The sequence below is a fragment of the Vibrio sp. 14N.309.X.WAT.E.F5 genome (assembly GCF_030397615.1).
Lineage (GTDB): Bacteria > Pseudomonadota > Gammaproteobacteria > Enterobacterales > Vibrionaceae > Vibrio > Vibrio lentus.
Genome location: NZ_JAPNXR010000011.1, coordinates 87,846 through 113,018 on the forward strand (window position 1 = coordinate 87,846; position 25,173 = coordinate 113,018).

The window sequence follows — 25,173 nt, forward strand, 5'->3', positions numbered from 1 at the left end:
TTCATCGTGTATTTTATGTTCATGTTATGGAATTGTTGACAATTAAGGCTCAACAATCAGAAGTGAGCAGCGTGAATATGAATACTGCGATAAAAGATCTCACCTTAAGTGCAAACACGAAAACTCGTGTGAGCGATAAAGAAAACACCAAGTCAGAAAACCTGACGGAATACCTCGTTGAGGCAATTGTTAACGGTGAATTACCTCCGGGCAGTAAGATCTCGGAACCTGAACTGGCTAAACGCTTCGAGGTAAGTCGAGGACCATTACGTGAAGCGATAATGCGTATCGAGGGGCTAGGGCTTATTGAGCGAATTCCTCATGTCGGCGCTCGAGTTACTACTTTTTCGGCAGACAAACTGCTAGAGCTTTATGCCGTGCGAGAGGCATTAGAAGGCATGGCTGCTCGATTAGCGGCGAGACACATCACACAAGAAGAGTTGATCGGGCTTAAAGGCTTATTGTCGACACATTCTAAACATATCGATGAAGTCGAAGGCTCTTCTTATTTTCATCAACATGGGGATTTTGATTTCCATTACCGCATTATCAAAGCGAGTCGTAACAGCAAACTCATTTCGCTGTTGTGTGATGAGCTTTATCACCTATTACGCATGTACCGCTACCAATCGCCTAGAGCACAGTCTCGACCAAAAGAGGCGCTTGATGAACATAAATACATTTTACAAGCTATTCGCAACCGTGATGAAGAGCTAGCAGAAATGCTAATGCGAAGACACATCTCGGGTAGCCGATCGCTTATAGAGCAACAAATTCAATCCAAAGATCTTGATTAATTGGCGACTGGTATTTGCTAGCGGTTCTTCGCTGGCGAGAGCTAAACATCAGTAGTTATAAAAGTTAGATAGAAATAAACAATTAACAGGGAGCGTCATTATGAAGTTATCAGCAGGAGCAAAGTTCCGACAAGCTGTGAAAGACAACGATCCATTGCAGATCGTCGGCACTGTGAATCCATATTGCGCGATGATGGCAAAGAACTTGGGTCATCAGGCCATTTATTTGTCTGGTGGAGGCATCGCCAATGCGTCTTATGGCTTGCCTGATTTAGGTATTACGACATTGAACGATGTATTGGTCGATGTTGAACGTATTACCAATGCGTGTGATTTGCCCTTGCTGGTGGATATCGACACGGGTTTCGGTGGCGCGTTCAATATTGCGCGTACGATTCGCGCGATGGAGAAGGCGGGCGCGGCTGCTATTCATATGGAAGACCAAGTCGCTCAGAAACGCTGTGGTCATCGACCAAATAAAGCAATTGTTAGTCAACAAGAGATGGTCGATAGAGTCAAAGCGGCAACCGATGCTAGAACTGATGACAGCTTTGTGATTATGGCGCGTACGGATGCATTGGCGGTTGAAGGAATTGACAGTGCGATTGAACGAGCTATTGCGTGTGTTGAAGCAGGTGCTGACATGATTTTCCCTGAGGCGATGAATCAACTCGATCAATATGTGAAGTTCTCGGCGGCGTTGAAATCAGCAACGGGTAAACACGTGCCTATCTTGGCCAACATCACTGAGTTCGGCCAAACACCACTCTACAACTGTCACGAGTTAGCCCAATCAAGTGTCGACATGGTGCTTTACCCATTGAGTGCGTTCCGTGCGATGAACAAAGCGGCGGAGAATGTTTACAAACACTTGTTAGTTGAAGGCAATCAAGAAGCCCTGTTGGATTCAATGCAAACCCGTAAAGAGCTGTACGAACACCTTAATTACCACGACTACGAGAACAAGCTTGATCAGTTATTTTCAAGCGAAGGGTAAACCAGTTTCAATTAATCAAAAATCAACTTAATCCAATAACGTGAAATGGTTAGTCGCCATATCCAGTACCGATGATAAAGATCATCGGACATATAAACAGGCAGCACCAAAGAGTGCAGGCGGCTAACACAGAAAAGGAGTTCACCATGTCTGTATCTTTGAGTGATAAAGCAGCTGTCGATAAGGCTTCAACAGAAAACCAACAACAAAGCGAAAAATCAACAACCGCACCTGCAATCGGTGGTGCAGGTCTACGTGGCCAGAGTGCGGGAACCACGGCGCTATGTACGGTAGGAAAATCAGGTACCGGCTTAACCTACCGTGGTTATGATATTACCGACCTTGCTAATCATGCTCAGTTCGAAGAAGTCGCGCATCTGCTACTAAGAGGTCATTTACCCAGTGAAAAAGAGCTAGATGATTACAAAACACTGTTGGTTGGTTTGCGCGGCTTACCTCAACCTTTGAAAGTAGCACTAGAGCTTATCCCAGCCGACGCTCATCCGATGGATGTAATGAGAACGGGTTGTTCAATGTTGGGTAATTTAGAGCAAGAGACTGATTTTTCAGAGCAACTGCCCGCGACTGAACGAATGCTCGCGCTTTTCCCCGCGATTATTTGTTATTGGTACCGCTTTAGCCATGATGGCGTGCGAATTGATACCGAAGATCAAAGTGAAGCATGTCTGGGTGGCTACTTCCTGAAGATGCTAACGGATAAAGCGCCTAGTGAACTTCATAAGAAGGTGATGCACTGCTCGCTAACCCTTTACGCGGAGCATGAGTTTAATGCTTCAACCTTTGCAGCTCGTGTGTGTGCATCAACGTTGTCGGATATTCACTCGTGTGTCACAGCAGCGATTGGTACGTTGCGAGGCCCCTTACATGGCGGTGCAAATGAAGCTGCGATGGAAATGATCCAAGATTGGAAAACCGCCGATGAAGCGGAAGCGAACATCATGAATATGCTCGCCAACAAAGATAAAATCATGGGCTTCGGTCATGCTATTTATCGTGAGAGCGATCCACGAAACGCTCTAATCAAGCGTTGGTCAAAAGAGTTAGCTCAAGAGGTGGGTGATGAACAGCTTTATGCCGTTTCAGAACGTGTTGAAGCAGTAATGAAGCGCGAGAAAGGGCTGTTCTGTAATGCTGACTTCTTCCATGCATCGGCCTACCACTTCATGGACATCCCAACCAAATTATTTACTCCGATCTTCGTGATGAGCCGCCTCACAGGTTGGACTGCACACGTGTTCGAACAAAGAGAAAACAATCGCATCATTCGTCCAAGTGCAGACTACACCGGGCCAGAGCACCAAGACTGGCTACCTATCCATTTACGTTAGTCCTCTATATTTAGCCGACTTAAATCTCGAGGTGACTGTTATCTTCATGTGATAAGGCCTCGGGAACCAACGAATAGAATTTAACAGATAATGGTGGATGTATGTCTGATGTAAAACTTGAAAGAAACCAAGAGCTTGATGAAAACAAGTATCGAAAGGTTTTACCGGGAACGGGTTTAGAATATTTCGACGCTTGCGAAGCGGTAGAAGCAATATCCCCGGGCGCTTATAAAACCTTGCCTTATACGTCGAGAGTGTTGGCAGAGCAATTAGTAAGACGCTGTGATCCTGAAACCCTTGAAGACAGATTAAAGCAGATCATTGAACGCAAGAGCGACTTAGATTTTCCTTGGTATCCTGCGCGAGTGGTGTGTCATGACATTCTAGGTCAGACCGCTTTAGTTGATTTAGCTGGCTTACGCGATGCGATTGCCGACCAAGGCGGAGACCCTGCCAAGGTGAACCCAGTGGTCGAAACTCAACTGATTGTTGATCACTCTTTGGCAGTGGAACATGCCGGGTTTGATAACGAAGCATTTGATAAAAACCGCGCGATTGAAGAGCGCAGAAACGAAGACCGTTTTCATTTTATTGAATGGTGTAAAACCGCGTTTAAAAACGTGAGTGTGATCCCTGCGGGTAACGGGATCATGCACCAGATTAACTTGGAGAAAATGTCCCCGGTTATTCAATCTAAAGAAGGCATCGCGTTTCCTGATACTTGTGTCGGTACCGACAGTCATACTCCTCACGTTGATGCTCTGGGGGTTATCGCTATCGGTGTAGGTGGCTTGGAAGCCGAGACTGTGATGCTCGGTCGTCCGTCGATGATGCGTTTGCCAGACATCGTGGGTGTTAAACTTACCGGTCATAGGCAAGAAGGGATAACGGCTACTGATATTGTGCTCGCAATTACAGAGTTTCTTCGCAATGAGAGAGTGGTCTCAAGCTATTTGGAATTCTTCGGTGAAGGTGCTCGTGCACTGACTATTGGCGACCGTGCCACTATATCGAATATGACGCCTGAGTACGGTGCGACTGCGGGGATGTTCTACATCGATGAGCAGACTATTCAATACCTTAAACTCACAGGACGAGAGCCTGAACAAGTTGAACTAGTCGAACGCTATGCCAAGCAAACCGGACTTTGGGCTGATGACTTAGATTCCGCTCAATACGAACGTGTGCTTGAGTTTGATTTGTCAAAAGTTGAGCGAAATCTTGCAGGGCCATCTAATCCCCATCGTCGTTTGCCAACCAGAGAGTTGGTTGAACAAGGTATCAGTCAAGCATCTTGGAAAGAGCAGCATGCTAAGCAGTACAGCGACGAGCAGATGCCCGATGGTGCCGTAATCATTGCGGCAATTACCTCTTGTACTAACACCAGTAATCCAAGAAACGTGGTCGCCGCAGCATTGGTTGCTAAGAAGGCCAATCAACTTGGATTAGTTCGCAAGCCATGGGTAAAAACGTCATTTGCGCCGGGTTCTAAAGTTGCCAAGCTCTATCTTGAGTCGGCAGGTTTGCTTCCCGAACTTGAACAATTAGGCTTCGGTATCGTGGGTTATGCGTGTACTACCTGTAACGGAATGAGTGGGGCGCTGGATCCTAAAATCCAACAAGAGATCATCGATCGCGACCTGTACTCAACCGCAGTGTTATCGGGGAATCGAAACTTTGATGGTCGAATCCATCCATACGCAAAGCAAGCCTTTTTAGCGTCACCGCCATTGGTGGTTGCTTATGCTTTAGCGGGTACGATTCGCTTTGATATCGAAAAAGACAGTTTAGGTCCGGACAACAATGGAAAGCCAATCTACTTAAGTGATTTGTGGCCGAGTGATGCAGAGATAGATGCGGTTGTCGGTGAGCATGTTAAGCCTCAGCAATTCCAACAAATCTACGTGAAAATGTTCCAGCCAGACGAGGAGCAGGTGACTACTGAGCCGCTTTATGACTGGCGACCTCAAAGCACCTATATTCGCAGACCACCTTATTGGGAAGGTGCTCTTGCGGGAGAGCGAAGCCTTTCAGGGATGAGACCTTTAGCGATTCTGGGTGACAACATCACTACGGACCATTTATCTCCTTCAAATGCGATTCTTGCTTCGAGCGCAGCGGGAGAATACCTCACCAAAATGGAAGTGCCGGAAGAGGACTTCAACTCTTATGCTACCCATAGAGGTGATCACTTAACCGCACAACGAGCAACCTTCGCCAACCCGAAATTGTTCAACGAAATGGTGAAGGACGCTGGAGAAGTCGTGCAAGGTTCATTAGCAAGAGTTGAACCCGAAGGTCAAGTTACGCGAATGTGGGAAGCGATAGAAACCTACATGAACCGTAAACAACCCTTGATTGTTGTTGCTGGTGCCGATTATGGACAAGGTTCATCACGTGACTGGGCAGCCAAAGGGGTGCGGTTAGCGGGTGTTGAAGTGATTGTTGCCGAAGGCTTTGAACGAATCCACAGGACCAACTTGGTTGGCATGGGCGTGTTGCCTTTGCAGTTTAAAGCGGGAACCAATCGCAATACCTTACAACTCGATGGCACCGAGCTTTACGACGTATACGGTGACATTGAAGCAGGTTCAGACTTGGCTTTAGTGATCACTCGTAAAAGCGGTGAAAAGCTTGATGTTCCTGTGACCTGCCGATTAGACACCGCAGACGAAGTGAACGTGTATAGCGCTGGTGGCGTGTTGCAACGTTTCGCCAAAGACTTTCTCGCCCAGTAGGAGCTGGTTATGAATATCAAACAGATAAAAGTGCCGGCTACCTATATGCGAGGCGGGACGAGCAAAGGCGTTTTCTTCAACCTAAATGATTTACCTGAATCAGCGCAAGTTGCTGGAGAAGTTAGAGATACATTGTTGTTGAGAGTGATTGGCAGTCCAGATCCGTATGGCAAGCAAACCGATGGTATGGGTGGTGCAACTTCGAGTACCAGTAAAACCGTGATTGTTTCGAAGAGCAGTAAAGCCGATCACGATGTTGATTACCTCTTTGGTCAAGTGGCAATAGACAAGCCTTTCGTTGATTGGAGCGGTAACTGCGGTAATTTGTCTGCTGCAGTGGGCCCATTTGCTATTCATAGTGGATTGGTTGATTCGAATCGTATTCCAGAAAACGGTGTGGTCGAGGTGCGAGTATGGCAAGTGAACATAGAGAAAACCATCATTGTTCACGTGCCCATCGTTAAAGGTGAAGTCCAAGAGTTAGGTGATTTTGAACTCGATGGTGTCACTTTCCCCGCTGCTGAAATCCAAGTTGATTTCCTAGACCCAGCCGATGCGAGTGGTTCAATGTTTCCAACAGGGAATGTTGTCGATTTTTTAGATGTTCCCGAATTGGGCTGCATCAAAGCGACATACATCAACGCAGGAATACCAACCATTTTTGTAGATGCTGAATCGGTTGGTTATCAAGGCACAGAGCTTCAATCGGATATCAACAGCGATTCAAAAGCCTTGGCTCTGTTTGAATCCATCCGAGCACATGGCGCAGTTGCAATGGGGTTGATTGATTCTTTAGAAGAAGCGGAATTACGCCAACACACACCTAAAGTTGCGTTTGTTGCTAAGCCTCAAGCGTACCAAGCATCAAGTTGTAAATCGGTTTCAACTGACGATACCGATCTTTTGGTGCGAGCTTTGTCTATGGGGCAACTGCATCACGCTATGATGGGCACTGCTGCAGTCGCCATTGCTTCAGCGGCGAGTGTTCCGGGTACGTTAGTGAACTTGGCAGCCGGTGAGGGTTCCCGTGATTTTGTGACCTTTGGTCATCCATCAGGAATCTTAAAGGTGGGAGCTAAAGCTTTGCAGACCGAAAGCGGTTGGAAAATTGAAAGGGCGATAATGAGTCGTAGTGCCCGAGTGATCATGGAAGGTGCCATGCGTGTGCCTTTTCCTAAGTAAAGCGATTGTCGTGAACGGCTAAATGTTCACGAACACAACGCTGAGAAAAGAGTGCTATCAAGTGCTACTGCCAAAGGCTAGGCACTTGGATAAATGGATGAATCATGAAGGAGACACTATGTCTGCTACGAATCGAATGAATAGAAAAACAGATTATATCACCGAGTATCAATGGGCGAGGGAAGACCCAAATTCGTTTTGGGAAACACAATCACAAGCGATAGATTGGTTTGAGTCACCAAAAACGATATTACAAACTGACGATAACGGTATTGAGCGCTGGTTTCCTGATGGGGTGATGAACACGTGCTGGTTGGCTTTAGATTATCATTGCGAAAATGGTCGTGGTGATAAAGTGGCACTGATTTACGACTCTCCAGTTACCGGGACTCAATCATCGTACACCTACGACCAACTGCGTAACCAAGTGGCTAAAGTCGCGGGGATGTTAGCTACGCAAGGTGTTACCAAAGGCGATCGTGTGGTGATTTATATGCCAATGATTCCTGAAGCGGCAATGGCAATGCTAGCCTGTGCACGACTAGGCGCGGTTCACTCAGTGGTGTTTGGCGGATTTGCTCCTCATGAGCTTGCCGTTCGAATTGAAGATGCTGAACCTAAAGTATTGATCACGGCATCCTGTGGTATCGAGATCAACAAAGTCTTGCCATATAAGCCGATGGTCGATCGAGCGATTATGGATAGTCGCTGGAAACCTGAGAAAGTGGTGGTATTCCAAAGAGAGCACTCTTTAGCCGAATTGAACAATGAACGCGATGTACTTTGGCAGCAAGCGGTTAACGATGCATTGCCACACAGTTGCATTCCTGTCTTGGCAACCGATCCGTTGTATATCCTTTACACATCAGGCACTACAGGTAAGCCTAAAGGCGTTGTACGTGACAATGGTGGTCATGCGGTCGCGATGAAATACTCAATGAGTACCATCTACGACATGCCGCAAGACGGCGTGTTTTGGGCGGCTTCTGATGTCGGTTGGGTAGTAGGGCACTCCTATATTGTTTATGCACCACTGATTCATGGCTGTACGACCATTTTGTTTGAAGGCAAGCCAGTACGAACGCCAGATCCCGGCGCATTCTGGCGTGTGTGTGAAGAGTACAGCGTCGATGTGTTGTTTTCTGCGCCGACAGCATTTAGAGCAATCAAGAAAGAAGATCCTGAAGGCGAGTTGCTCACCAAGTATGACTTATCATCGCTCAAGTCGATTTTCATGGCGGGAGAGCGCTTAGACCCGCCAACATTGGATTGGGTTGAGTCTCATACCAATAAACCGGTTATCGACCACTGGTGGCAAACGGAGACGGGTTGGGCTATCTCTGCAAATCCTACAGGGCTAGAGTCTTTGCCAGTGAAAGCCGGCTCTTCAACGAAGCCCGTACCGGGTTATCAAGTGGAGATCCTCAATGAGCTCGGTGAAGTCGCCCAGCCTAATCAACAAGGATTTGTGGCTCTTAAACGCCCATTACCACCAGGTTGTCTACCTACGGTTTGGCGCAATCATGATCGATTTGAGTCTGGCTATCTGAGTCAGTTCCCTGGCTACTATGTTTCTGGTGACGGTGGCTATCTCGATGAAGACGGTTATCTGTTTATCATGGGTCGTATTGATGATGTGATTAATGTCGCAGGACATCGATTGTCTACTGGTGAAATGGAAGAGATTGTTGGTGGTCATCCTGCGATTGCTGAATGTGCTGTTGTTGGTATTCACGATGATTTGAAGGGGCAATTGCCGCTGGGTTTAGTTGTGCTAAAAGATGGCGTGAAAGTAGATAGCATTGAACTGCAAGCTGAGCTAGTGGGTAAGGTTCGTAACGAGATTGGTGCGGTTGCATGTTTTAAGCAAGCCTTGGTGGTTGAGAGGTTGCCTAAGACGCGTTCAGGTAAGATCTTGCGTAGAACTATCCGACAGATAGCCGAAGGTGAGCAATATGTGGTGCCTTCTACTATTGATGATCCTGCGAGTCTAGAAGAGATCTCAGAGGCATTACAAAAGTAGCTTTGTAACAATTCTAAAGGCTAAATTGAGGCATCCTAATCGGATGCCTTTTTTGCTTTCGTTGATTCTAAATAATATGATTTTAACCATATATAGTTGTATTACAAATTAATAAACAATCACTTAGATGGCCTATTTAGAGTTATAACTACCAGCTATAGCTTTAGGTTATATTAGGTATAGCTTGAGTGTGTATGGCCACATATTGCAGTATTCCCCACCCAAAAGTGAATGGTTGGTCTAGACTTTATGAGTTAGCTAACGATGTCACTAGTGGAAAATATCCAGATTGAAGATGTTTAAGGGACAGAGATACGGACAACCTGATAACACCAATAATTGTTTTCATTCTATTCTGCTGACGAAAGTGGCACTAACGAGGTGCTAACCTAGTAAATGAGGATGCCAAATGAACGACTATGGGCTATACAAGATTAATCGCCAAATATATGGTCTCGGAAAAACATCAATTCGAATAAAGGCCAAAACACTAATAATCCTGTCATTTATCTTTATTAGCTCAGGAATCGGGCTAGCCGTAATTATTTAGGTTTATTCTAATCGGGTACGGATACGGAGACCGGCGTCACCTATGTTCCTGATATATAGCCAAACGTGATGGTTTACCTAAACTCTACTTTATTCTTCCGGTTATCCATTGCGCTTATTATGACCTCATTATGAATCCCACATATTGAGGTCTTTTTATGCGAGCCTACTTTTTAATCATAATTTTACTTGTTAGTGGTGCTGCTAATGCCGCCACTTCACAGCATGATATCAGCAGAACGTTGTTAGAACCTTTGAGTCATCCCAAGGTATTTAGATGCGTATCTAAGACTGGTGTCGATTTGTATCAAGCGGTTTTTGATATTGGTGTCGGGTATGAAGCAGATCCTATAAACTCGAAGATGATTGTTAATTCAAGGAAAGGCCGCTATGAATACCAAATTTTGGGCGCGGTAAGATCTGAAAGAGCCGGTGAAATAGTCGTGTTGACCCGTCATGTTGGTGATGGTGTGAAAGTCGCAGCGATGATTAATGATGAAAATGGTAAAATACTGGGAATAGGTGATAAAAATCATTATCGAGATTGTGGCGTAAGACCACCTCCAAGTGCTGCGGATATGCAGAACTTTTGGTCTAAAGACTAAACCTGAACGGCAATCATTCTTGAGGCGACCTTGTTGGTCGCCTTTTTTGTGTCTGATGAATTAGGTACACCAATGCGATACGTCATCAATCGGTTATGTGTTAACTGCGAAATACATAGCTAAGTATGATGTATCGTCTAAAGGTGGCTTTATTTATCTGGTTAACGGATCTGCTTAAGATAGCTTCATTCCAAACGAAGAACTAAGCGAGACACTCATGACATTCACTAAACCTTTATTGCTAGCAACATTAATTGTGACTCTTTCTGGTTGCGCATCACCAGCGACAGACAACGAAAATGAAAACGCTGCGCGTAATCGCGGTGCTATAGGTGGTGCATTGCTAGGTGCTACGGCTGGTGCATTGACTGGAGATGCAAGTTTGGCCGTTAAGGGTGCAGCTCTGGGTGGCGTGACTGGCGGTGTTGCTGGTTCGATGAAAGATACTGACGACGCTCGAAATGCTCAAAGAACCCAAGTTACAGCAGATGGTTTGGCACAGGATAACCGTACTGATGCAGAAAAGCGTGTCGCTGAAGTAGAAGCGGAAATTAAGCTTATTGAACTGGAACAACAGCTTGCTGAACTCAATGAAGAGAAAGAAGACAGCGGCGCATAAAGCGAGAGCTTCGATACACGTTCTATCAGTTTTATCCAAATCAAAACAAATGGTCACTCTATGTGGCCATTTTTGCATCTAAAACACGCAGTTCAAACAACGAATTAATTCAATAACTTGTATAGATACTCACTGCAAGTAAACTAGACTCAGTTTAATTATCAATTGGGTTTGAGAAGCGTACTTGTCATGAATGTCACCTTAAGGGCTGCAAAGCATACCGATCTAGAGCAACTGAATGAGTTGATGTTTGATCTTCACCACCATCATCATATTGCATGTCCTGAACATTTTAAAACGGCCGAAGAGATAGAGCAGGAAAAGAGTATTGCACGATACTTAGACGATCCTGAGTGTCTGGTATATGTGGCATTAAAAGGAGAGCTGATTGTTGGCTTTATCTCGGGGCATTTCTGTGAGCTTATTTCTACCGTGAGTAAACCGGTTCAGATGGGCAGTGTCGATGAGCTTTTTGTGTTGCCGGAATATCGAAAAGCGGATGTGGCTCAAATGTTGTTTAATCGCGTTGAATCTACTTTTGAAGACTATGGTGTCGCACAGGTTTTTGTAGAGGTTTGGGACTTTAATTCACCTGCCAAGGACTTCTATCAAAAAATGGGGTTCACACCTCACATTCAATGGATGAGAAAGGCTTTGAACAAAACATAGACAGCGATTTCGTTTGGGTTTGATTACAATACGATGCATTAGCAGTCTTTCATTTTTTCTCTTATTTTTAGGTAAATTCGTTGGTTACTCGATATCTATTAGTTTTTATTCTGTCCCTTTTGAGTGCTACCTCCGCTTGGGCTAACAATACCTTGCCTGATCACATCGCGGGCGCTTTGTGTGTAGTACGTGCTGATAACCAAATCGTGTTGGTTGATGAATTGATCACCGGTCATTTATCTCTGCCGGGTGGTACCGTTGTTTCTGGTGAGCCGCCAGCTATTGCAGCGCAACGTGAAACTTGGGAAGAGGCCGGCTTGTCTGTTACAGTCGGTGATGTGTTGGGTTATACCGACAGTGCCGTTGTGTATGATTGTATTTCTGATTCTGAAGTGATCAGCTACCAAGCTCGAAATGAGTTAGGTGGCTTTGAGCTACCAATTTGGTTCTCTCCTCATTATGGAGTGGAAGTGAGTCGAGCGATGTTATTGCCGCCAACTGAATTGGAAGCAAACCAATACCGCTATCCTGAACAATGGTCTGAGATTAACGAATTCTTTCTATCCGCGAAAAATCAACCAGTGACTTACGTGACTGAGCTGGTGGGCGCAGCTCCTAAAGTTCATCAAGCTGAATTGAACGGGATTGCTTCACTTCAAAACACGTTCGATAACCTGCCGAATGTTTTTGCTAATACGGTACTTTTGACAGACTTCTTAGCAAAGCCGTGGATCTTTATCGTGATCTTGCCGCTAGTTGCTTGGCATTTTGGTCGTAATTTCGCATTGAAATTTGGTTTCGCGCTGATATCAGTGACTCTGCTTACCTTAATTGCGCATCAGGGTTTTGGTTTTCCTCGCCCACATGCTTATCTCCCAACGTTAAAGCTAGTGACGAGTAGTGGGTATAGCTTTCCGAGCTTGTTGGCGGCTTTATGGGTTAGTTTAACCTTATTAGTTTGTTGGAAACTCAAACGCTTAACAGATCAGAAATCGCTGTTGATAGTTACAGTTGGACTATTGTGGATCATGTTATTCAAAACTTATTCAGGCAGCGCGTTCTTTAGTGATGTGTTGATGGGCGGCGTCTTAGGTGCCTTAACTACGTGGCATATAGTGAGATTAGACAGTAAGCCTGATATCGACATCAGTGTATTGTTAAGCTCAAAAAGCGTGTGGTGGGGCTTATGCTTACTCTCAATCGTCTTAACCGTAATTTGGCCATTGCCGACCTTCACGTTTTGGGTTGCGATTTTAATGACGATTGCATGTTTGGTGACGTTAACAGATTCAAAACCGCTAACGGGTCAGTTCTCGTTTAATATTGTGATTGGCGTGATTGTGATGTTGCTAGCGGGAAATTTATTGATAAGTTGGGCAGGTAGTTTCGTGTCTTTCAGTGGTCTCGCTTCGTTTGTTATTGAAACTTTACGTTTCCCGCTGTTGATCTTGTTCGGTGTCGTGGCATTTCGTTTGCCTTGGAAAAGACAGTAAGCGAACTTAGTCACTTATAATGAAAGAAGGCTGTGTATTGCACAGCCTTTGTCGTTTTTGTAATAGAGTATTAATGTCTCTTTAGCGATTATGAGTTGAAGATAAACTTCTCGATAGCTAATGCGACACCATGGTCATCGTTGCTTGCTGTAATGTAGTCAGCTAGCTTCTTGGTTTCTTCCATTGCGTTTGCCATCGCAATACCCATGCCCGCGTATTCAAGCATATGGTGATCGTTTTCAGCATCGCCCATGCAGATCACTTCTTCCGCAGTAATCCCCAAATGTTTAGCGATAGCTTCAATACCCACACCCTTGTTTGAATTTGGGTTTAAGAACTCTAGGAAGAATGGTGCACTTTGCACGATAGTAAACTGAGTCTTAAGCTCTTGTGGCAACTTGCCGATGATTTCAGTCAGCTTGCTTGGCTCAGCGACAATCATTGTTTTGATTATTTCGTGGTCGTCTTCTAGTTGCAAAAAGTCGAACTCGGTAATCTCTAAGCCGTTAATACGCGCTTCAATCGCTGTGTACTCATTGTTCTCGGGTGTGATTAAGCCATGAACCTTGCTGAAGGCATGCACATAACCACCTAGCTCTTGTGCTAATGCTGCAATCTGTTTCGCGGATCTACCATTGCTGATCTCGCTGTGAATGATCTCTTTTGTCGATACATTCTGAACCATAGAGCCGTTGTAGAAGAGCACAAAGTCATCTTCGCCGTTGATTGAAAGCTCGTCTAGCTTACTCTGCATGCCTTCTAAAGGGCGACCAGAAGCCAGAACCACTTTCACACCTGCAGCGCGAGCTTTAGCAATCGCGTCTTTGTTCTCTTGAGAAATCACTTTTTCACTGTTAAGTAGTGTGCCATCCATATCAAGAGCAATCAGTTTGTACATGTTTTTCCTTACCAAAATTAAAAGCTAACAAAATCTAATGGGCAAAAGGATAAGGGAACTTGAAAGCTCAGGCTAGGGCTTTGATCAACTCATTTATCAGTACTCATTTGTTTGACCAAAAGGGGTAAGTGCTTTAAGGTCTGCGGTTGATTAATTTCATCAAATGATTGAGCTGAGGGTAAGTTGTACAAGATTAATGAAATGTTTGAAACCATCCAGGGCGAGGGCGTATTTACCGGCGTTCCTGCTGTTTTTGTTCGTCTACAAATTTGCCCTGTAGGCTGTTCTTGGTGTGACACCAAACAGACGTGGGAAGCATTACCTGAAGATGAAACTAGCCTTGGCGATATTATGGTTAAGACAGAGGATTCACCCACTTGGTCAGCAATTGATGCTCAAGGAATCGTGAATGAATACATCAAACAAGGTTACACAGCTAAGCACATTGTGATCACAGGTGGCGAGCCGTGCATTTATGACCTTGTCCCTCTTACTGAAGCATTTGAGCAACACGGTTGTCGCTGTCAGATTGAGACCAGCGGAACATCAGAAGTAAAAGCCACATCGGATACTTGGGTTACGGTGTCACCAAAGGTCGCAATGAAAGCCAAGTTGGACATCCTTGATAGCGCACTCGTTCGTGCGAATGAAATCAAGCACCCTGTTGGCACAGGTAAAGATATCGATCAGCTTGATGCTCTTCTTGCTAGAGCCGATGTTCCTGAAAAGACAGTCATTGCACTTCAGCCTATTAGCCAAAAAGAACGTGCAACACAGCTGTGTATCGACACTTGTATTGAACGTAACTGGCGTTTATCTATTCAAACCCACAAATATTTGAGCATCGCATAGATCGTATTTGTTTACTGGCCTAGATAAGTCGTTAGTAAAAGATTTTCGTAAGGATTTAAGATGAAAAAAGCAGTTGTAGTATTCAGTGGTGGTCAAGACTCTACCACTTGTCTTGTTCAAGCTTTGAAAGAGTATGATGAAGTTCATGCGATCACGTTTGATTATGGTCAGCGCCATAAGCTAGAGATTGAAGTGGCAGAGTCATTGTCAAAAGAGCTTGGTGTGAAAGCACACAAAGTGATGGATGTGACCCTGTTGAATGAACTAGCGATTAGCTCTCTAACGCGTGACGATATTCCTGTATCACATGAGCTACAAGAGAATGGATTGCCAAACTCGTTCGTTCCTGGTCGTAATATTCTTTTCTTAACACTGGCCGGTATTTACGCGTACCAAATCGGTGCTGAAACTGTGATTACTGGTGTGTGTGAAACCGATTTCTCGGGCTATCCTGATTGCCGCAATGATTTTGTAAAAGCGATGAATTCTGCGCTTGTACAAGGCATGGACAAGAAGCTCGATATCAAAACACCATTGATGTGGCTGAACAAAGCTGAAACATGGGCGATGGCAGACCAATATTCAGCACTTGAGCTTGTTCGCAATAAAACTCTGACTTGTTACAACGGCGTCATCGGCGACGGTTGTGGTGATTGTCCTGCATGTGAACTAAGAAAAGTTGGCCTTAACGATTACCTAGATGATCGCGAAGGCATTATGGCTGAGTTGGTTCGTAAACAGGCTGAGAATAAATAACATCAGGTAAGTCTATTGGGTCGTTATAAGCATCGATGATGCAATTTCGGCCATTACTCTTCGCTTGATAAAGTGCTTGGTCAAGAACCGAGTACAAGTCATCAAAGTCACTTAATGCGTTTGAGGTTGCTAGATAAGCAAAACTCGCGGTTACATTAAGTGGCTTTTTGCTTTCTGATAAGAAGACAGTGCTTGATATCGCGTAGTGCAACTCTTCAACACGCTCCCGGACTTCTGAAGGTTTAGTGTCGGTCAGCATGATAAGAAACTCTTCACCGCCTAAGCGACCAAACAATTCATCAGTCATCAAGTGCTTTCTTATTTGTTTACTAATATGGACGAGTGCTCGGTCACCAGTAGGGTGGCCATGTTCGTCATTTATCTTCTTGAACTTATCTAGGTCTAGCAAAACCAGAACGTGTTGCCTGTTCGCGCCTTTACAGCGTTTCACTCGTTTGATTCGTCGTATTATTTCGGTTCGACTATAAGCCTTAGTCATCCTATCAATAGCCGCTCTCGCGCGAATACTCCGGTTGGTAAACACAGTAAAGCTCGCAGCACATATTAAAAGTACGACAATGATGTTGTACATCAATCGCTGGTGTTCCATTTTCTCGATATGAAGACGGTCGAGTCTAGTTTGATTCGTTAAAAAAGAGTTTTCTAACTCTTGTTCGTATTTGGCGTGCGTAAGATCAAGCGCCTCAAAAGCAAGTCGGTTGTCGATGTCTCGTGCCTCCATCTGAATGGATGAGTATCGTTGATAGAAATAGAAAGCTTGCTTGTAGTCTTCGAGTTTCTGATGGATTGTTGAAAGTTGAAGAAGTGCTTGAGCGATGTATTTATGCCTCGTAACAAGTTCTGCTAACTCTAACGCTTGTTGAGCATAATTGAGTGCTTCTGCTGTTAACTTACGCTCCTCAAACATATCGCTGATGGCCAAATAGGCGTTGATACGAATGACATCATTGTTCAGTTCATTCGAAGCCGACAGAGATTCGATTAAGTAATCTCTCGCTAAATCATATTGTCGTGTTTGTGTATAGGCTTTGCCTAACCCTAAATTTGTCAGTGCGATTCCGTAGCTATGAGAAGACGTACTTAGTAATACCTTAGCCTTGAGGAAGTGTTCAATCGCGCGTTCATTGTTGGATTGAGTTAAATATAAATCAGCAAGGCTATGGTGTACTTGAGCTTTCATTAAATCAGAGGCATCGTCCCTTAGTACCAGAGCTTCTTCCAAGTATTGTGCTGATTTTTTGTATTGTTTGAGTTCTTTGAGTAAATTGCCGACATCGTTGTAGATCCCGGAGATATCGTGACCTTGTGGAAAGACATTGATCAGTGACAGGTAAGTACTGAGAGCCGCTTGATAGTCACTACGAAAATGTTGATTGTTGGCAATCACTCGATAAGTTGCAAACTTTGGTAAGACTGGATCAGCAATGCCATTTAAGTCAGCTTGAAGCGCAGAACAGTAGTAGTTAGCTTGATGATATTTGGCCTGCTCGTTAAGAGAGCGACAAAGTTGATATTTTAACAACGCACGTCCCGTCAAATCGTTACGTGATTGCATTTTGGTCAATAGTGTTAAAAAGCCTTGCTGAGCCTCTTGATATCGGCCTTGTCCATCCATCACTAGCGCTGAAATAAAAGACTCTTCTATGGATTGGTACTCGTCGTCTATTGCGGCAATACCATAGAAGGGCTGATCTCTGTGGCTCATGTAGTGATATAGGAGAGATGATATATAGAGTTTGTCTCCAAAAGAATTCAAACTTGTATAGCGGGTTTGCAACATATTCAATGCACGAGAAGGTGAGCGTTCTAGCGTAGAAAGGTAGAGGGCATTCCAGTCAGCGTTGGGGGTTGCAATAGCCCCGAGAATAGAAGTATGTTCTGAGGAATCTCGATCTGATGGTGATTCTTGGCTAGCAGTAAAAAAGCTAATGAAAATCAGGAAGGTAACTAAAACGGAACGAATCACAACAGACTATTATTCAGATAAAGAACGATATTCTATGTTTAGTTTGATCTTGCTTCAAATTTTGAATGGTTTTGGTATGAAGTTATGCGGGTGAAGTCTCTAATTTATGATATCTCTCAGACAGATAGCATAAACTAGAGAGATATCGGCCATGCGCGTTTACACGGCCGATACTGGAAACTAGATGTATAGTTTCGCCAGATCAGAAGGCTCAAGTTCTTTGCCTTCTAATGTTGCATTCCAGTTAGTACCAACAAGAACGCCGTCTTCAGCAAGAGTCAGTAACCAATCTTCTACAAAGATATCTAGTGGAATTTCTAGTACTTCGAAATCAGCCCATTCTTCAACGTTATGAGTTTGAGCATCTTCTTTTGAAGACCAGAACGGCATCACTTCGCTGTTTTCGAATTCACTTGAATCACATGCTAGCCAACCTTCATCATTGCGAAGGCCCCACACCAGTTTAGTTTCTTGTGTTTCAGAAACGAAAAGTTCTAGATTTGCTTGAATATCAGCAGTTAGTTTGCTCATGGATTAATTCTCTATGTTGATAACGACGCAAGATTAACATTATAGACGGCTTAGGTATATGCTATTCAAGGAATTATAAGAATACTGAAACGTTAGCTTAAGATAACGTTTCAGTATGAGTGGAGTGAGGTAGAAGCTACTTTTTGATTTTGGTGAAGATATGCCATTCTTCTTTGATATTGCCTTTAAAGCCAGCAACAGAAGCGACAACTTTTCGATGCAACGCGTGATTGATTTGGGTGTCATCGCTGCTGAATTCAGAATCACCATGGCCAACGATGTTGACTCGGGATGGTTGAATTCCATTGCTGATGAGTGCACGTCTTACATGCGATGCTCGTTCTTTCGAAAGCTTTAGGTTGTGTGCCGCGTTACCTACTTTGCTGGCATAACCTTGTAACTCAATCGATGTACCCTCGTAACGCTTCAAAAACGCAGCCATCTGGCGTATCTGGCCAAGAAAGACTGGATTAATTTCTGTAGAGTTATTAGCAAAGAGTATGTGAAGCTCTTTTTTCTCTGATGACTCGAAATATGAACCACAACCGTCGTTATCGATTTCTGCACCAATCTGGGTATCGATACACAGATCTCGCGCGTTGATTACACCGTCATTGTCATCATCTTGAAGGTCGTAAATTTGAGTAACAGGCGGAAGAGCGCGATATTCAAATTCGTCCTCGTTGTTTTCAGCTAAAGCATTGGCAGATACAACCATGAAGCAAAGCGATAATACTGTGTTGGTAAGCTTCATTAATATTCCACCTTTTCATTCCATTCTTTTGGGATCTCAACTCGTAAACCGATGAGTAGGTTACCAGTTGCGTTCATTACGCGATATTTTGCGTATTGCTCGTCATACTTAGCGTCTAAATAGCCTTTACGAGCTTCGAATAATTCATTCTCGGTGTTCAGTAAATCGAGAAGGGTACGCTTACCGATGCGGTATTGTTTCTCATACGAGATAACTGTGTCTGATGCCGAGTCTACGTGGTCAGATAGGAACTCTTTTTGTTGTACGGTTAAATCAAGCGCACTCCATGATAAACGTAAGCTTTCTTCAACATTACGGTAAGTACTCTCGCGGAGGTCTTTGGCTTTGTTGAGTTGATAGGCAGCACTTTCAGCACGATCTTGGTCGGACCCACCGTTGTACAAGTTATATCTCAGACGGACCATAGCAGAGAATTCATCGCTGCTACCTTCTGTACCGCCGGCATCATCGCGCCAGGTTTGAGCGGCTTCAAAAGAAACAGTCGGGTAGTTGGTACTCTTAGACTGCTTGTATTGATACTTTGCTGAGTCAACATCGGCTTGAGCGATCTTAATTACTGGGTGCTGGTTAAATGCTTTTGCCAATGCACCGTCAACAGTGTAAGGAATAGCGCCCGCGTCTGCACGAGGGAAAGTTAGTCCAAGTGGAGATTGGCCAACAAGCCTCTTAAATTGAGTGTGGGTATCAAAAAGATTGTTTTGAGCCGCAAGTAAATTACCGTGTGCTTTCGCAATACGCGCCTCTACTTGTGACATATCTGCTGTTGAACCAATACCGGACTCAACACGCTTACGAATATCGCTGTATATCTCTTTGTGTGTCGCTAGATTGTTTTCAGAAAGTGACAGCACTTCATAGGCTTTTACGGCGTCAAGGTACACCTTAGTCACCTCTAATGCGATATCTTGAGCATTTGATAGCAATTGATAGCGAACTGATTCAGCGTCTGCGGCAGTTCGATCGATATCATTAGAGGTGTTTGCACCGTCCCATATCAGTTGGGTAAGCGTAATCGTTGCTTCTTTTCGTGTCAGGTCGGTTGTGTCCTGATTGGTAGCAAGGTCGGTATGTTCATATCCGATCCCGCCATCTAGGTCTATACTTGGACGGTAAGCACCACCAGAAGCGTCATTAAGATATCGCTTACTAACATATTCGTTATAAGCACTTTTGATTTCAGGATTACTTTCTAAAGTGAACGCAACGGCTTGCTCTAGGGTTTGTGCTGTCGTCGGCAAGCTCATACTGATAGCTAACCCTAATGTTGTCCTTTGAAGCCTATTCAATGTGCATCTCCCTAAAGTTAGCTCTCATCTAAGTCTTGAATTCGTGATGTTATATACGAAATTTAGATGAACCGCCAAAAAAATCACGATCGCTAAGCTGGCGTTCGCAAATGGTTGTCAAAATGTTAACCGATCAGCGTGCGTTTTATGGTGTTTTTAGACACGTCAATCTTACGTTTTTAAATCTATTATTTTCCGCAAACACAATAACTTATATTACTGGTGTGAGCACTAAGATTGTTATGCGATGTGATCACCGTCATTAGCTTGTCACTCAAGTTGTTAAATACTAGATTCATAACTAGGAATTATATGACTTTAAGTGTTATATTTTAACTAATATTATAAATATAATGTCACTATTTTGACGTTAATGACAAGAAATGCTTTTTTAGGGGTTTATATGGACATGACAACATTGAATTTGGGTGGTGCATTAGCACTTGGCCAGCGCATTGTTATCTCGGTAGATGGTACGATTAAAGTCTTAGAAGAAGGCCAACCACTACAAGCAGGGGATGTCGTTCTTGAATCTCAGAACGGATCCAATGAACCTCAGGTATCAGTAAAGCGTTTTTCACCAGAAGAAGGTGGGGAAGTTGAACTTGACCAAGACATAGCGAATATTTTTGCTGCATTAGAAGAAGGTCAAGACCCAACAGAGTTAGGTGAAGAGTTCGCTACCGCTGCTGGTCAGAATGGTTCTAGTTTAAGTGCGAGCGGAACTATCGAGCGAGATGGCGAAGAAACTATCCCCGGTACCGATTTTGTAACAACGGGTTTTGAAGCTCTGGGCATGTCCCGCACTCAGAGCTTGAGTCTTCTAGATGCCTTTCGCTCGTTTGAGCAACCTAACAACGATCCCACTTTTGTTGATAACAACAATTCACCTATCGGTGACACTGTCTCTTTTACCACAAATGAAGATACGCCAGTAAACGGAACCTTGTCGGCTTCAGACGAAGATGGCGATTCTCTGTCTTTCACTATATCTACAGATCCATCAAACGGTACTGTTGTCGTAGATGAAAACGGCGACTGGACTTATACACCCAATGAAAACTACAACGGTGATGATAGCTTTACCGTTGTTGTTGATGATGGCCAAGGTGGTACAGATACTATCACCGTGAATGTGACGGTCGGCTCTGTAGATGACGCGAATAACGACGTGATCACGACCGATGAAGACACAGCGGGCAGCATCAACGTCCTGGATAATGACACCTTCGGTGAAAACGCGAGTGTGACTGGCGTGACTCAAGGTACGAACGGCACCGTGACCTTCAATGCAGATGGCACCGTGACCTACACACCAAATGAGGACTACCACGGCAGCGACAGCTTCACTTACACAGTGACGACGGCGGCGGGCAATGTTGAAACGGCGACCGTGAATGTGACGGTCGGCTCTGTAGATGACGCGACAGAAGCCGATGACTTCACTGAAACAACCGTCGACTGTGTAACCTCGGTTGACTTTGCTCCCCATACTAGTGATGAGGAAGATGATGCTGCAGGCGTTGAGACTTCGGTTATTGTCGAAAGCGATCCTATTTTCGGTACTTTATATGAAGTTGCAGATGACGGAACTAAGACAGAAGTCGTTATCGGGCAAGAGTACGGTGATGCTGACAATTTTGAATATGTTGTCGATTCAAATATTGCCGAGCAGCTTAGTTTTAGTGCGTCAGATCTTTCATCACTAATTGATACTTCGAATGGAAGTACATCAATCGGTTACTTCAACGACCTAGTTTCTATTTCAGCTGGAACTTATACTGGTAATTCCCCAGTAGGTAATGACGTAGTGAGTAATCCAGGGGTTTACCTTAATTACGATGGCTATAGAGTAGAAGATGGCTTTGGCGTCTCAACCAGTAAGAGCGGTCAAAGTGAGTTAGACGTTACATCAAAAGAATTTATTTCTGTTGATTTTGGAAATAGTGGCGCCGAAATTTTGTCTGCTAATTTAGAATTTGGAAGCGTTTTTGGTAACTACAATGCTAACAGTAGTGCAGATGGTGAAATTAATGTCGTTGCACTAGACGCATCTGGCAATGTCGTTGGGGCATTTAACTTTAATACTGAAAACACTTCAAATTCTGGTAATGAATATACGCTTTCTATAGACGGTAATGGCAACTCTATAGTTAATGTATCTATCCCAGATGGCAACGGCGGATTTGTACCATTTACAGAGTTAAGAGTTTTTACTACCCAAGATGGCTCCGCTAATCCAAATAGAAATTCAAATATTACTTTTAAAGGCGTAGACGTAGTGGACGCCAAAGTAACCGAGACTATTGATTATAAAGCGGAAGACTCTACTGATTTAGAGAGTGCGTCAGCACAGGTAACGATCGTTACGGATTCAATAGTAAAACCGTCACCAGAGGTTACGAGTGTTTCTCGAGATGTTTCTGAAGATTTTGATTCAGTACAAACTGTTTCTGGCAATATAGAGGTTTTATACGCGGATAGTATAGTTTTAGAAGAGCCTTCGGAGAGTTATACATCAGCGGGACAAAATATCACTTGGTCTTCATCAAACGGTGGCCAAACCTTAATTGGTAGTGCGAATGGTCTAGCAGTGATTACTGCCATTATCGATGATGTTGGGAATTACTCTGTGACTCTCAATGGGCCGGTCGATCATTTAGACGCCAATGTTCCATTAGACGAAATGTCCATTGATATTGGGATCGTTGCAAGTAACGAAGCTGGTACTCAAACCGGATCTATTTCTCTAACTATCGATGATGATGTTCCTGTCGCTCAGCCGATTATTAATGACTTACAACCCTCAGCAAAAGCTGGTGCAAACGTGCAGCTTATCTTGGATGTATCCGGCTCTATGGCGTGGGATTCAGTTACGGGTCAAAGCACTATTACGAACGAGTCTAGATTGTCGATTATGCAAGACGCGGCGAAACAGCTGCTTGCTGAATACCAAAGCTTAGGTGTTACACAGGTTCAAATAGTCACGTTTTCAGGCAGTTCAAATGCCCAAGATGGCGCAAGTGGTACAAGCTGGATGTCTGTTACCGAAGCCTTAGATCTTATTAATAATTTGACGGCAGATGGCGCAACTTATTACGACAGTGCTATTGATGCGGCGATGGACCACTGGACTGACGTAGGTAAGGTTGACGGTAACCCATCTAACATTACTTACTTTTTATCTGATGGTGCGCCAAATTCTGGCGGTGCCTTAACAGACTCGGAAAAATCTAGCTGGGAAAGCTTCGTAGAATCTAACGATATTACGGCATTGGCTTACGGAATGGGCGAAGCCGTACCAATAAGCTACCTTGAAGACATTGCTTATAACGGCGCAACAGACAGTGAAATAGGAGCCGTTGTTGTTCCTGATATTACTCAGCTTCCACCAATCATTCTTCAATCGGTTGTTGATCCTATTTCAGGTGAGGTTGTGAACGACGGCAGCAACGGTTCTATTAGCGGTTTTGGAGCTGATGGCGGTTACGTCTCTGAAGTGAAATACGGTGGAACAACAGTTTCTTATGATGGTAGTACAGTATCTGTTTCAGGTTTGGAATCAGGTGTTAGTACTGCGATAGACGGTAGCGAAATATCGATTTTTATCGACAATAGTCATACGTTAGTTTTAGACATGGCTACAGGGTCTTACCAATTCTTCGCTGCTGTTGTTGATAACGATATTTCGTTAGATTTTGATTATGAACTATCCGACTTAGATGGCGATACGAGCAATAGCAGTATGACTTTTAATATCCAAGCTCCAGTGCTCGATGCTAACGATGACGTGACATCAACTATTGAGTTGGTTCCTGTTTTGATTGATGTGCTAGCGAATGATTACAACCCACACGCATTGACATCAGCTTTGATTTTATCCAGTGTGGCTTTGGTCAATCCAGCTTTAGGTCAAGTATCAATTGTCGATGGTAAAGTTTTGTTTGTGCCGAACGATAGCGCTAGTGCTGGTGACATAGTGGAAATTTCGTACACAGCTACCGATAAGAATGGTAATAGTGATACAGCTACTATGTCAGTTACGATGACAGGGCACAGCGGAAACATCATATCTGATGGAGTAGGTATCAATGCGGTTTATATGCCTCAAGGGACCGTTTCAAGTAACCATGGCGATGATTGGCAAAATCAGCCAGAACCATCTATAACCGTTAACGGTATTAAAGTAGAACGCGGCCAGCAAAACCCTTCACTGACTGATGCTGCGGATTTGATTGTTACCGGTGGTGATAATGACCATGTAGAAGGTGGTGATTTTGATGACATTATCCATCTTGGCGATAGTGGCAGCAATGCGGCATTCGATTTGCAGGATGCTACAGAGTTCGTTGAACTGGATGTTGACAATATTTACCAAGGGAACAATGAAGACGGTACTCTTGAATCTCCGTACGTGGCGCCAAGTTGGGCTGATGTAGGTCAAGGTGGTGCTGGAAATGATGTGATTTTAGGTGAGTCTGGCATAGATTTGATTTCTGGCGGTTCTGGGAATGACTATCTAGATGGTGGCTCAGAAAATGATTACATTCGTGCCGGTAGCGGTAATGATATTGTTATTGGAGGCTCAGGAGATGATCATTTGAGAGGTGAGGATGGTAATGACATCCTTATTGGTGGCCTTGGAGATGACATTTTAACCGGGGATGACGGTGATGACTTGTTCCAATGGGTTGACCAACCATTCCAAGGCGATGTTGATACCATTACCGACTTTGCTTTGGGTGAAGATCATTTGGATATTTCTCAACTGCTGCCGACTGAGAATAATATGTCAGATCTTTTAGAACACATCGCTATTGAAAAAGTGGATAACGGCGGTGGTGATAAAGATTTGGTGATCACTATCTCTGAAGGTGCCAATAACAGTGGTCAGACACAAACGATTGTACTCGATAATACGGGGAATCAGTTTGACTCTGTGAACGCTCAAGGTGATGGCAGTGTGATAAGCAGTGATTTGAGTAACTTGGTGAATCAACTATTTGTGAACTTACCAGACCAATAACAAAAAAGGGCCGAAAGGCCCTTTTTTAATATATCTGCTTT

Annotated in this window: 18 protein-coding genes; 13 read left to right on the plus strand and 5 right to left on the minus strand. The window is 44.1% G+C overall.

Going from position 1 to position 25,173, the window contains the following annotated elements:
• The first annotated feature begins 77 nt into the window (after positions 1–77).
• The 10 genes from OW495_RS13815 (at position 78) to OW495_RS13860 (ending at position 13,021) form a co-directional block, all read left to right on the plus strand.
• Positions 78–797: a GntR family transcriptional regulator gene (locus tag OW495_RS13815; RefSeq protein ID WP_102513338.1), complete on the plus strand. Its 720-nt coding sequence runs from the start codon at positions 78–80 to the stop codon at positions 795–797.
• Between the two features lie 100 nt (positions 798–897).
• Positions 898–1,794: a methylisocitrate lyase gene (gene prpB, locus OW495_RS13820; protein WP_102344103.1), complete on the plus strand. Its 897-nt coding sequence runs from the start codon at positions 898–900 to the stop codon at positions 1,792–1,794.
• 146 nt (positions 1,795–1,940) lie between these two features.
• Entirely contained in the window at positions 1,941–3,143 is a 1,203-nt protein-coding gene (prpC, locus tag OW495_RS13825; protein ID WP_102513331.1) for a 2-methylcitrate synthase, read from the plus strand.
• A gap of 101 nt (positions 3,144–3,244) precedes the next feature.
• On the plus strand, positions 3,245–5,881 hold the full coding sequence (gene acnD, locus OW495_RS13830; RefSeq protein ID WP_102513330.1) for a Fe/S-dependent 2-methylisocitrate dehydratase AcnD: 2,637 nt from the start codon (positions 3,245–3,247) through the stop codon (positions 5,879–5,881).
• A gap of 9 nt (positions 5,882–5,890) precedes the next feature.
• Positions 5,891–7,063: a 2-methylaconitate cis-trans isomerase PrpF gene (gene prpF / locus OW495_RS13835; protein ID WP_102513329.1), complete on the plus strand. Its 1,173-nt coding sequence runs from the start codon at positions 5,891–5,893 to the stop codon at positions 7,061–7,063.
• A gap of 118 nt (positions 7,064–7,181) precedes the next feature.
• Entirely contained in the window at positions 7,182–9,086 is a 1,905-nt protein-coding gene (locus OW495_RS13840; RefSeq protein ID WP_102513328.1) for a propionyl-CoA synthetase, read from the plus strand.
• 707 nt (positions 9,087–9,793) lie between these two features.
• A complete protein-coding gene (locus tag OW495_RS13845; RefSeq protein WP_102513327.1) occupies positions 9,794–10,240 on the plus strand; it encodes a hypothetical protein in 447 nt (148 codons plus the stop codon).
• 217 nt (positions 10,241–10,457) lie between these two features.
• A complete protein-coding gene (locus OW495_RS13850) occupies positions 10,458–10,859 on the plus strand; it encodes a glycine zipper domain-containing protein (RefSeq protein WP_102513326.1) in 402 nt (133 codons plus the stop codon).
• A gap of 189 nt (positions 10,860–11,048) precedes the next feature.
• Positions 11,049–11,528: a GNAT family N-acetyltransferase gene (locus OW495_RS13855; protein ID WP_076669369.1), complete on the plus strand. Its 480-nt coding sequence runs from the start codon at positions 11,049–11,051 to the stop codon at positions 11,526–11,528.
• 80 nt (positions 11,529–11,608) lie between these two features.
• Positions 11,609–13,021: a phosphatase PAP2 family protein gene (locus OW495_RS13860; protein WP_102513325.1), complete on the plus strand. Its 1,413-nt coding sequence runs from the start codon at positions 11,609–11,611 to the stop codon at positions 13,019–13,021.
• Between the two features lie 88 nt (positions 13,022–13,109).
• Here OW495_RS13860 and OW495_RS13865 read toward each other — a convergent pair whose 3' ends face one another.
• Entirely contained in the window at positions 13,110–13,919 is an 810-nt protein-coding gene (locus OW495_RS13865) for a Cof-type HAD-IIB family hydrolase (protein ID WP_102513324.1), read from the minus strand.
• A 183-nt stretch (positions 13,920–14,102) separates the two neighbouring features.
• Here OW495_RS13865 and queE point away from each other — a divergent pair, with 183 nt between their 5' ends.
• Positions 14,103–14,771 (plus strand): 7-carboxy-7-deazaguanine synthase QueE, encoded by a 669-nt coding sequence (queE, locus tag OW495_RS13870; RefSeq protein ID WP_338141692.1) that lies wholly within the window; start codon positions 14,103–14,105, stop codon positions 14,769–14,771.
• A 60-nt stretch (positions 14,772–14,831) separates the two neighbouring features.
• Positions 14,832–15,527, plus strand: a complete 696-nt coding sequence (gene queC, locus OW495_RS13875) for a 7-cyano-7-deazaguanine synthase QueC (protein ID WP_102513322.1) — start codon at positions 14,832–14,834, stop codon at positions 15,525–15,527.
• On the opposite strand, the gene OW495_RS13880 is transcribed toward queC, so the two are convergent.
• The 4 genes from OW495_RS13880 to OW495_RS13895 all read right to left on the minus strand — a co-directional run bounded on the left by OW495_RS13880 (position 15,487) and on the right by OW495_RS13895 (position 20,064).
• Entirely contained in the window at positions 15,487–17,514 is a 2,028-nt protein-coding gene (locus OW495_RS13880; protein WP_102513321.1) for a tetratricopeptide repeat-containing diguanylate cyclase, read from the minus strand. The two genes, queC and OW495_RS13880, sit on opposite strands and share 41 nt — an antisense overlap.
• Positions 17,515–17,694: 180 nt before the next feature.
• The gene (locus tag OW495_RS13885; protein ID WP_017106730.1) at positions 17,695–18,045 is read right to left on the minus strand and encodes a DUF2750 domain-containing protein; all 351 of its coding nucleotides are present in this window, start codon (positions 18,043–18,045) and stop codon (positions 17,695–17,697) included.
• A gap of 136 nt (positions 18,046–18,181) precedes the next feature.
• Positions 18,182–18,799, minus strand: a complete 618-nt coding sequence (locus OW495_RS13890) for an OmpA family protein (protein WP_102315329.1) — start codon at positions 18,797–18,799, stop codon at positions 18,182–18,184.
• Positions 18,799–20,064 carry a TolC family outer membrane protein gene (locus OW495_RS13895; RefSeq protein ID WP_102513320.1) on the minus strand — a complete coding sequence of 422 codons (1,266 nt, stop codon included), beginning with the start codon at positions 20,062–20,064 and terminating at the stop codon, positions 18,799–18,801. Before OW495_RS13895 ends, OW495_RS13890 begins: the two co-directional genes overlap by 1 nt.
• 445 nt (positions 20,065–20,509) lie before the next feature.
• Here OW495_RS13895 and OW495_RS13900 point away from each other — a divergent pair, with 445 nt between their 5' ends.
• A complete protein-coding gene (locus OW495_RS13900) occupies positions 20,510–25,132 on the plus strand; it encodes a tandem-95 repeat protein (RefSeq protein WP_289887094.1) in 4,623 nt (1,540 codons plus the stop codon).
• Positions 25,133–25,173: the final 41 nt, after the last annotated feature.

Coding starts and splice junctions, on each gene's coding strand:
- OW495_RS13855 (WP_076669369.1), top strand. CDS start 11,049: ATGAATGTCACCTTAAGGGCTGCAAAGCATACCGATCTAGAGCAACTG.
- prpF (WP_102513329.1), top strand. CDS start 5,891: ATGAATATCAAACAGATAAAAGTGCCGGCTACCTATATGCGAGGCGGG.
- OW495_RS13885 (WP_017106730.1), bottom strand. CDS start 18,045: ATGAGCAAACTAACTGCTGATATTCAAGCAAATCTAGAACTTTTCGTT.
- prpC (WP_102513331.1), top strand. CDS start 1,941: ATGTCTGTATCTTTGAGTGATAAAGCAGCTGTCGATAAGGCTTCAACA.
- OW495_RS13840 (WP_102513328.1), top strand. CDS start 7,182: ATGTCTGCTACGAATCGAATGAATAGAAAAACAGATTATATCACCGAG.
- OW495_RS13850 (WP_102513326.1), top strand. CDS start 10,458: ATGACATTCACTAAACCTTTATTGCTAGCAACATTAATTGTGACTCTT.
- acnD (WP_102513330.1), top strand. CDS start 3,245: ATGTCTGATGTAAAACTTGAAAGAAACCAAGAGCTTGATGAAAACAAG.
- OW495_RS13900 (WP_289887094.1), top strand. CDS start 20,510: ATGGACATGACAACATTGAATTTGGGTGGTGCATTAGCACTTGGCCAG.
- OW495_RS13865 (WP_102513324.1), bottom strand. CDS start 13,919: ATGTACAAACTGATTGCTCTTGATATGGATGGCACACTACTTAACAGT.
- OW495_RS13890 (WP_102315329.1), bottom strand. CDS start 18,799: ATGAAGCTTACCAACACAGTATTATCGCTTTGCTTCATGGTTGTATCT.
- queC (WP_102513322.1), top strand. CDS start 14,832: ATGAAAAAAGCAGTTGTAGTATTCAGTGGTGGTCAAGACTCTACCACT.
- OW495_RS13895 (WP_102513320.1), bottom strand. CDS start 20,064: ATGAGCTTGCCGACGACAGCACAAACCCTAGAGCAAGCCGTTGCGTTC.
- OW495_RS13815 (WP_102513338.1), top strand. CDS start 78: ATGAATACTGCGATAAAAGATCTCACCTTAAGTGCAAACACGAAAACT.
- OW495_RS13845 (WP_102513327.1), top strand. CDS start 9,794: ATGCGAGCCTACTTTTTAATCATAATTTTACTTGTTAGTGGTGCTGCT.
- prpB (WP_102344103.1), top strand. CDS start 898: ATGAAGTTATCAGCAGGAGCAAAGTTCCGACAAGCTGTGAAAGACAAC.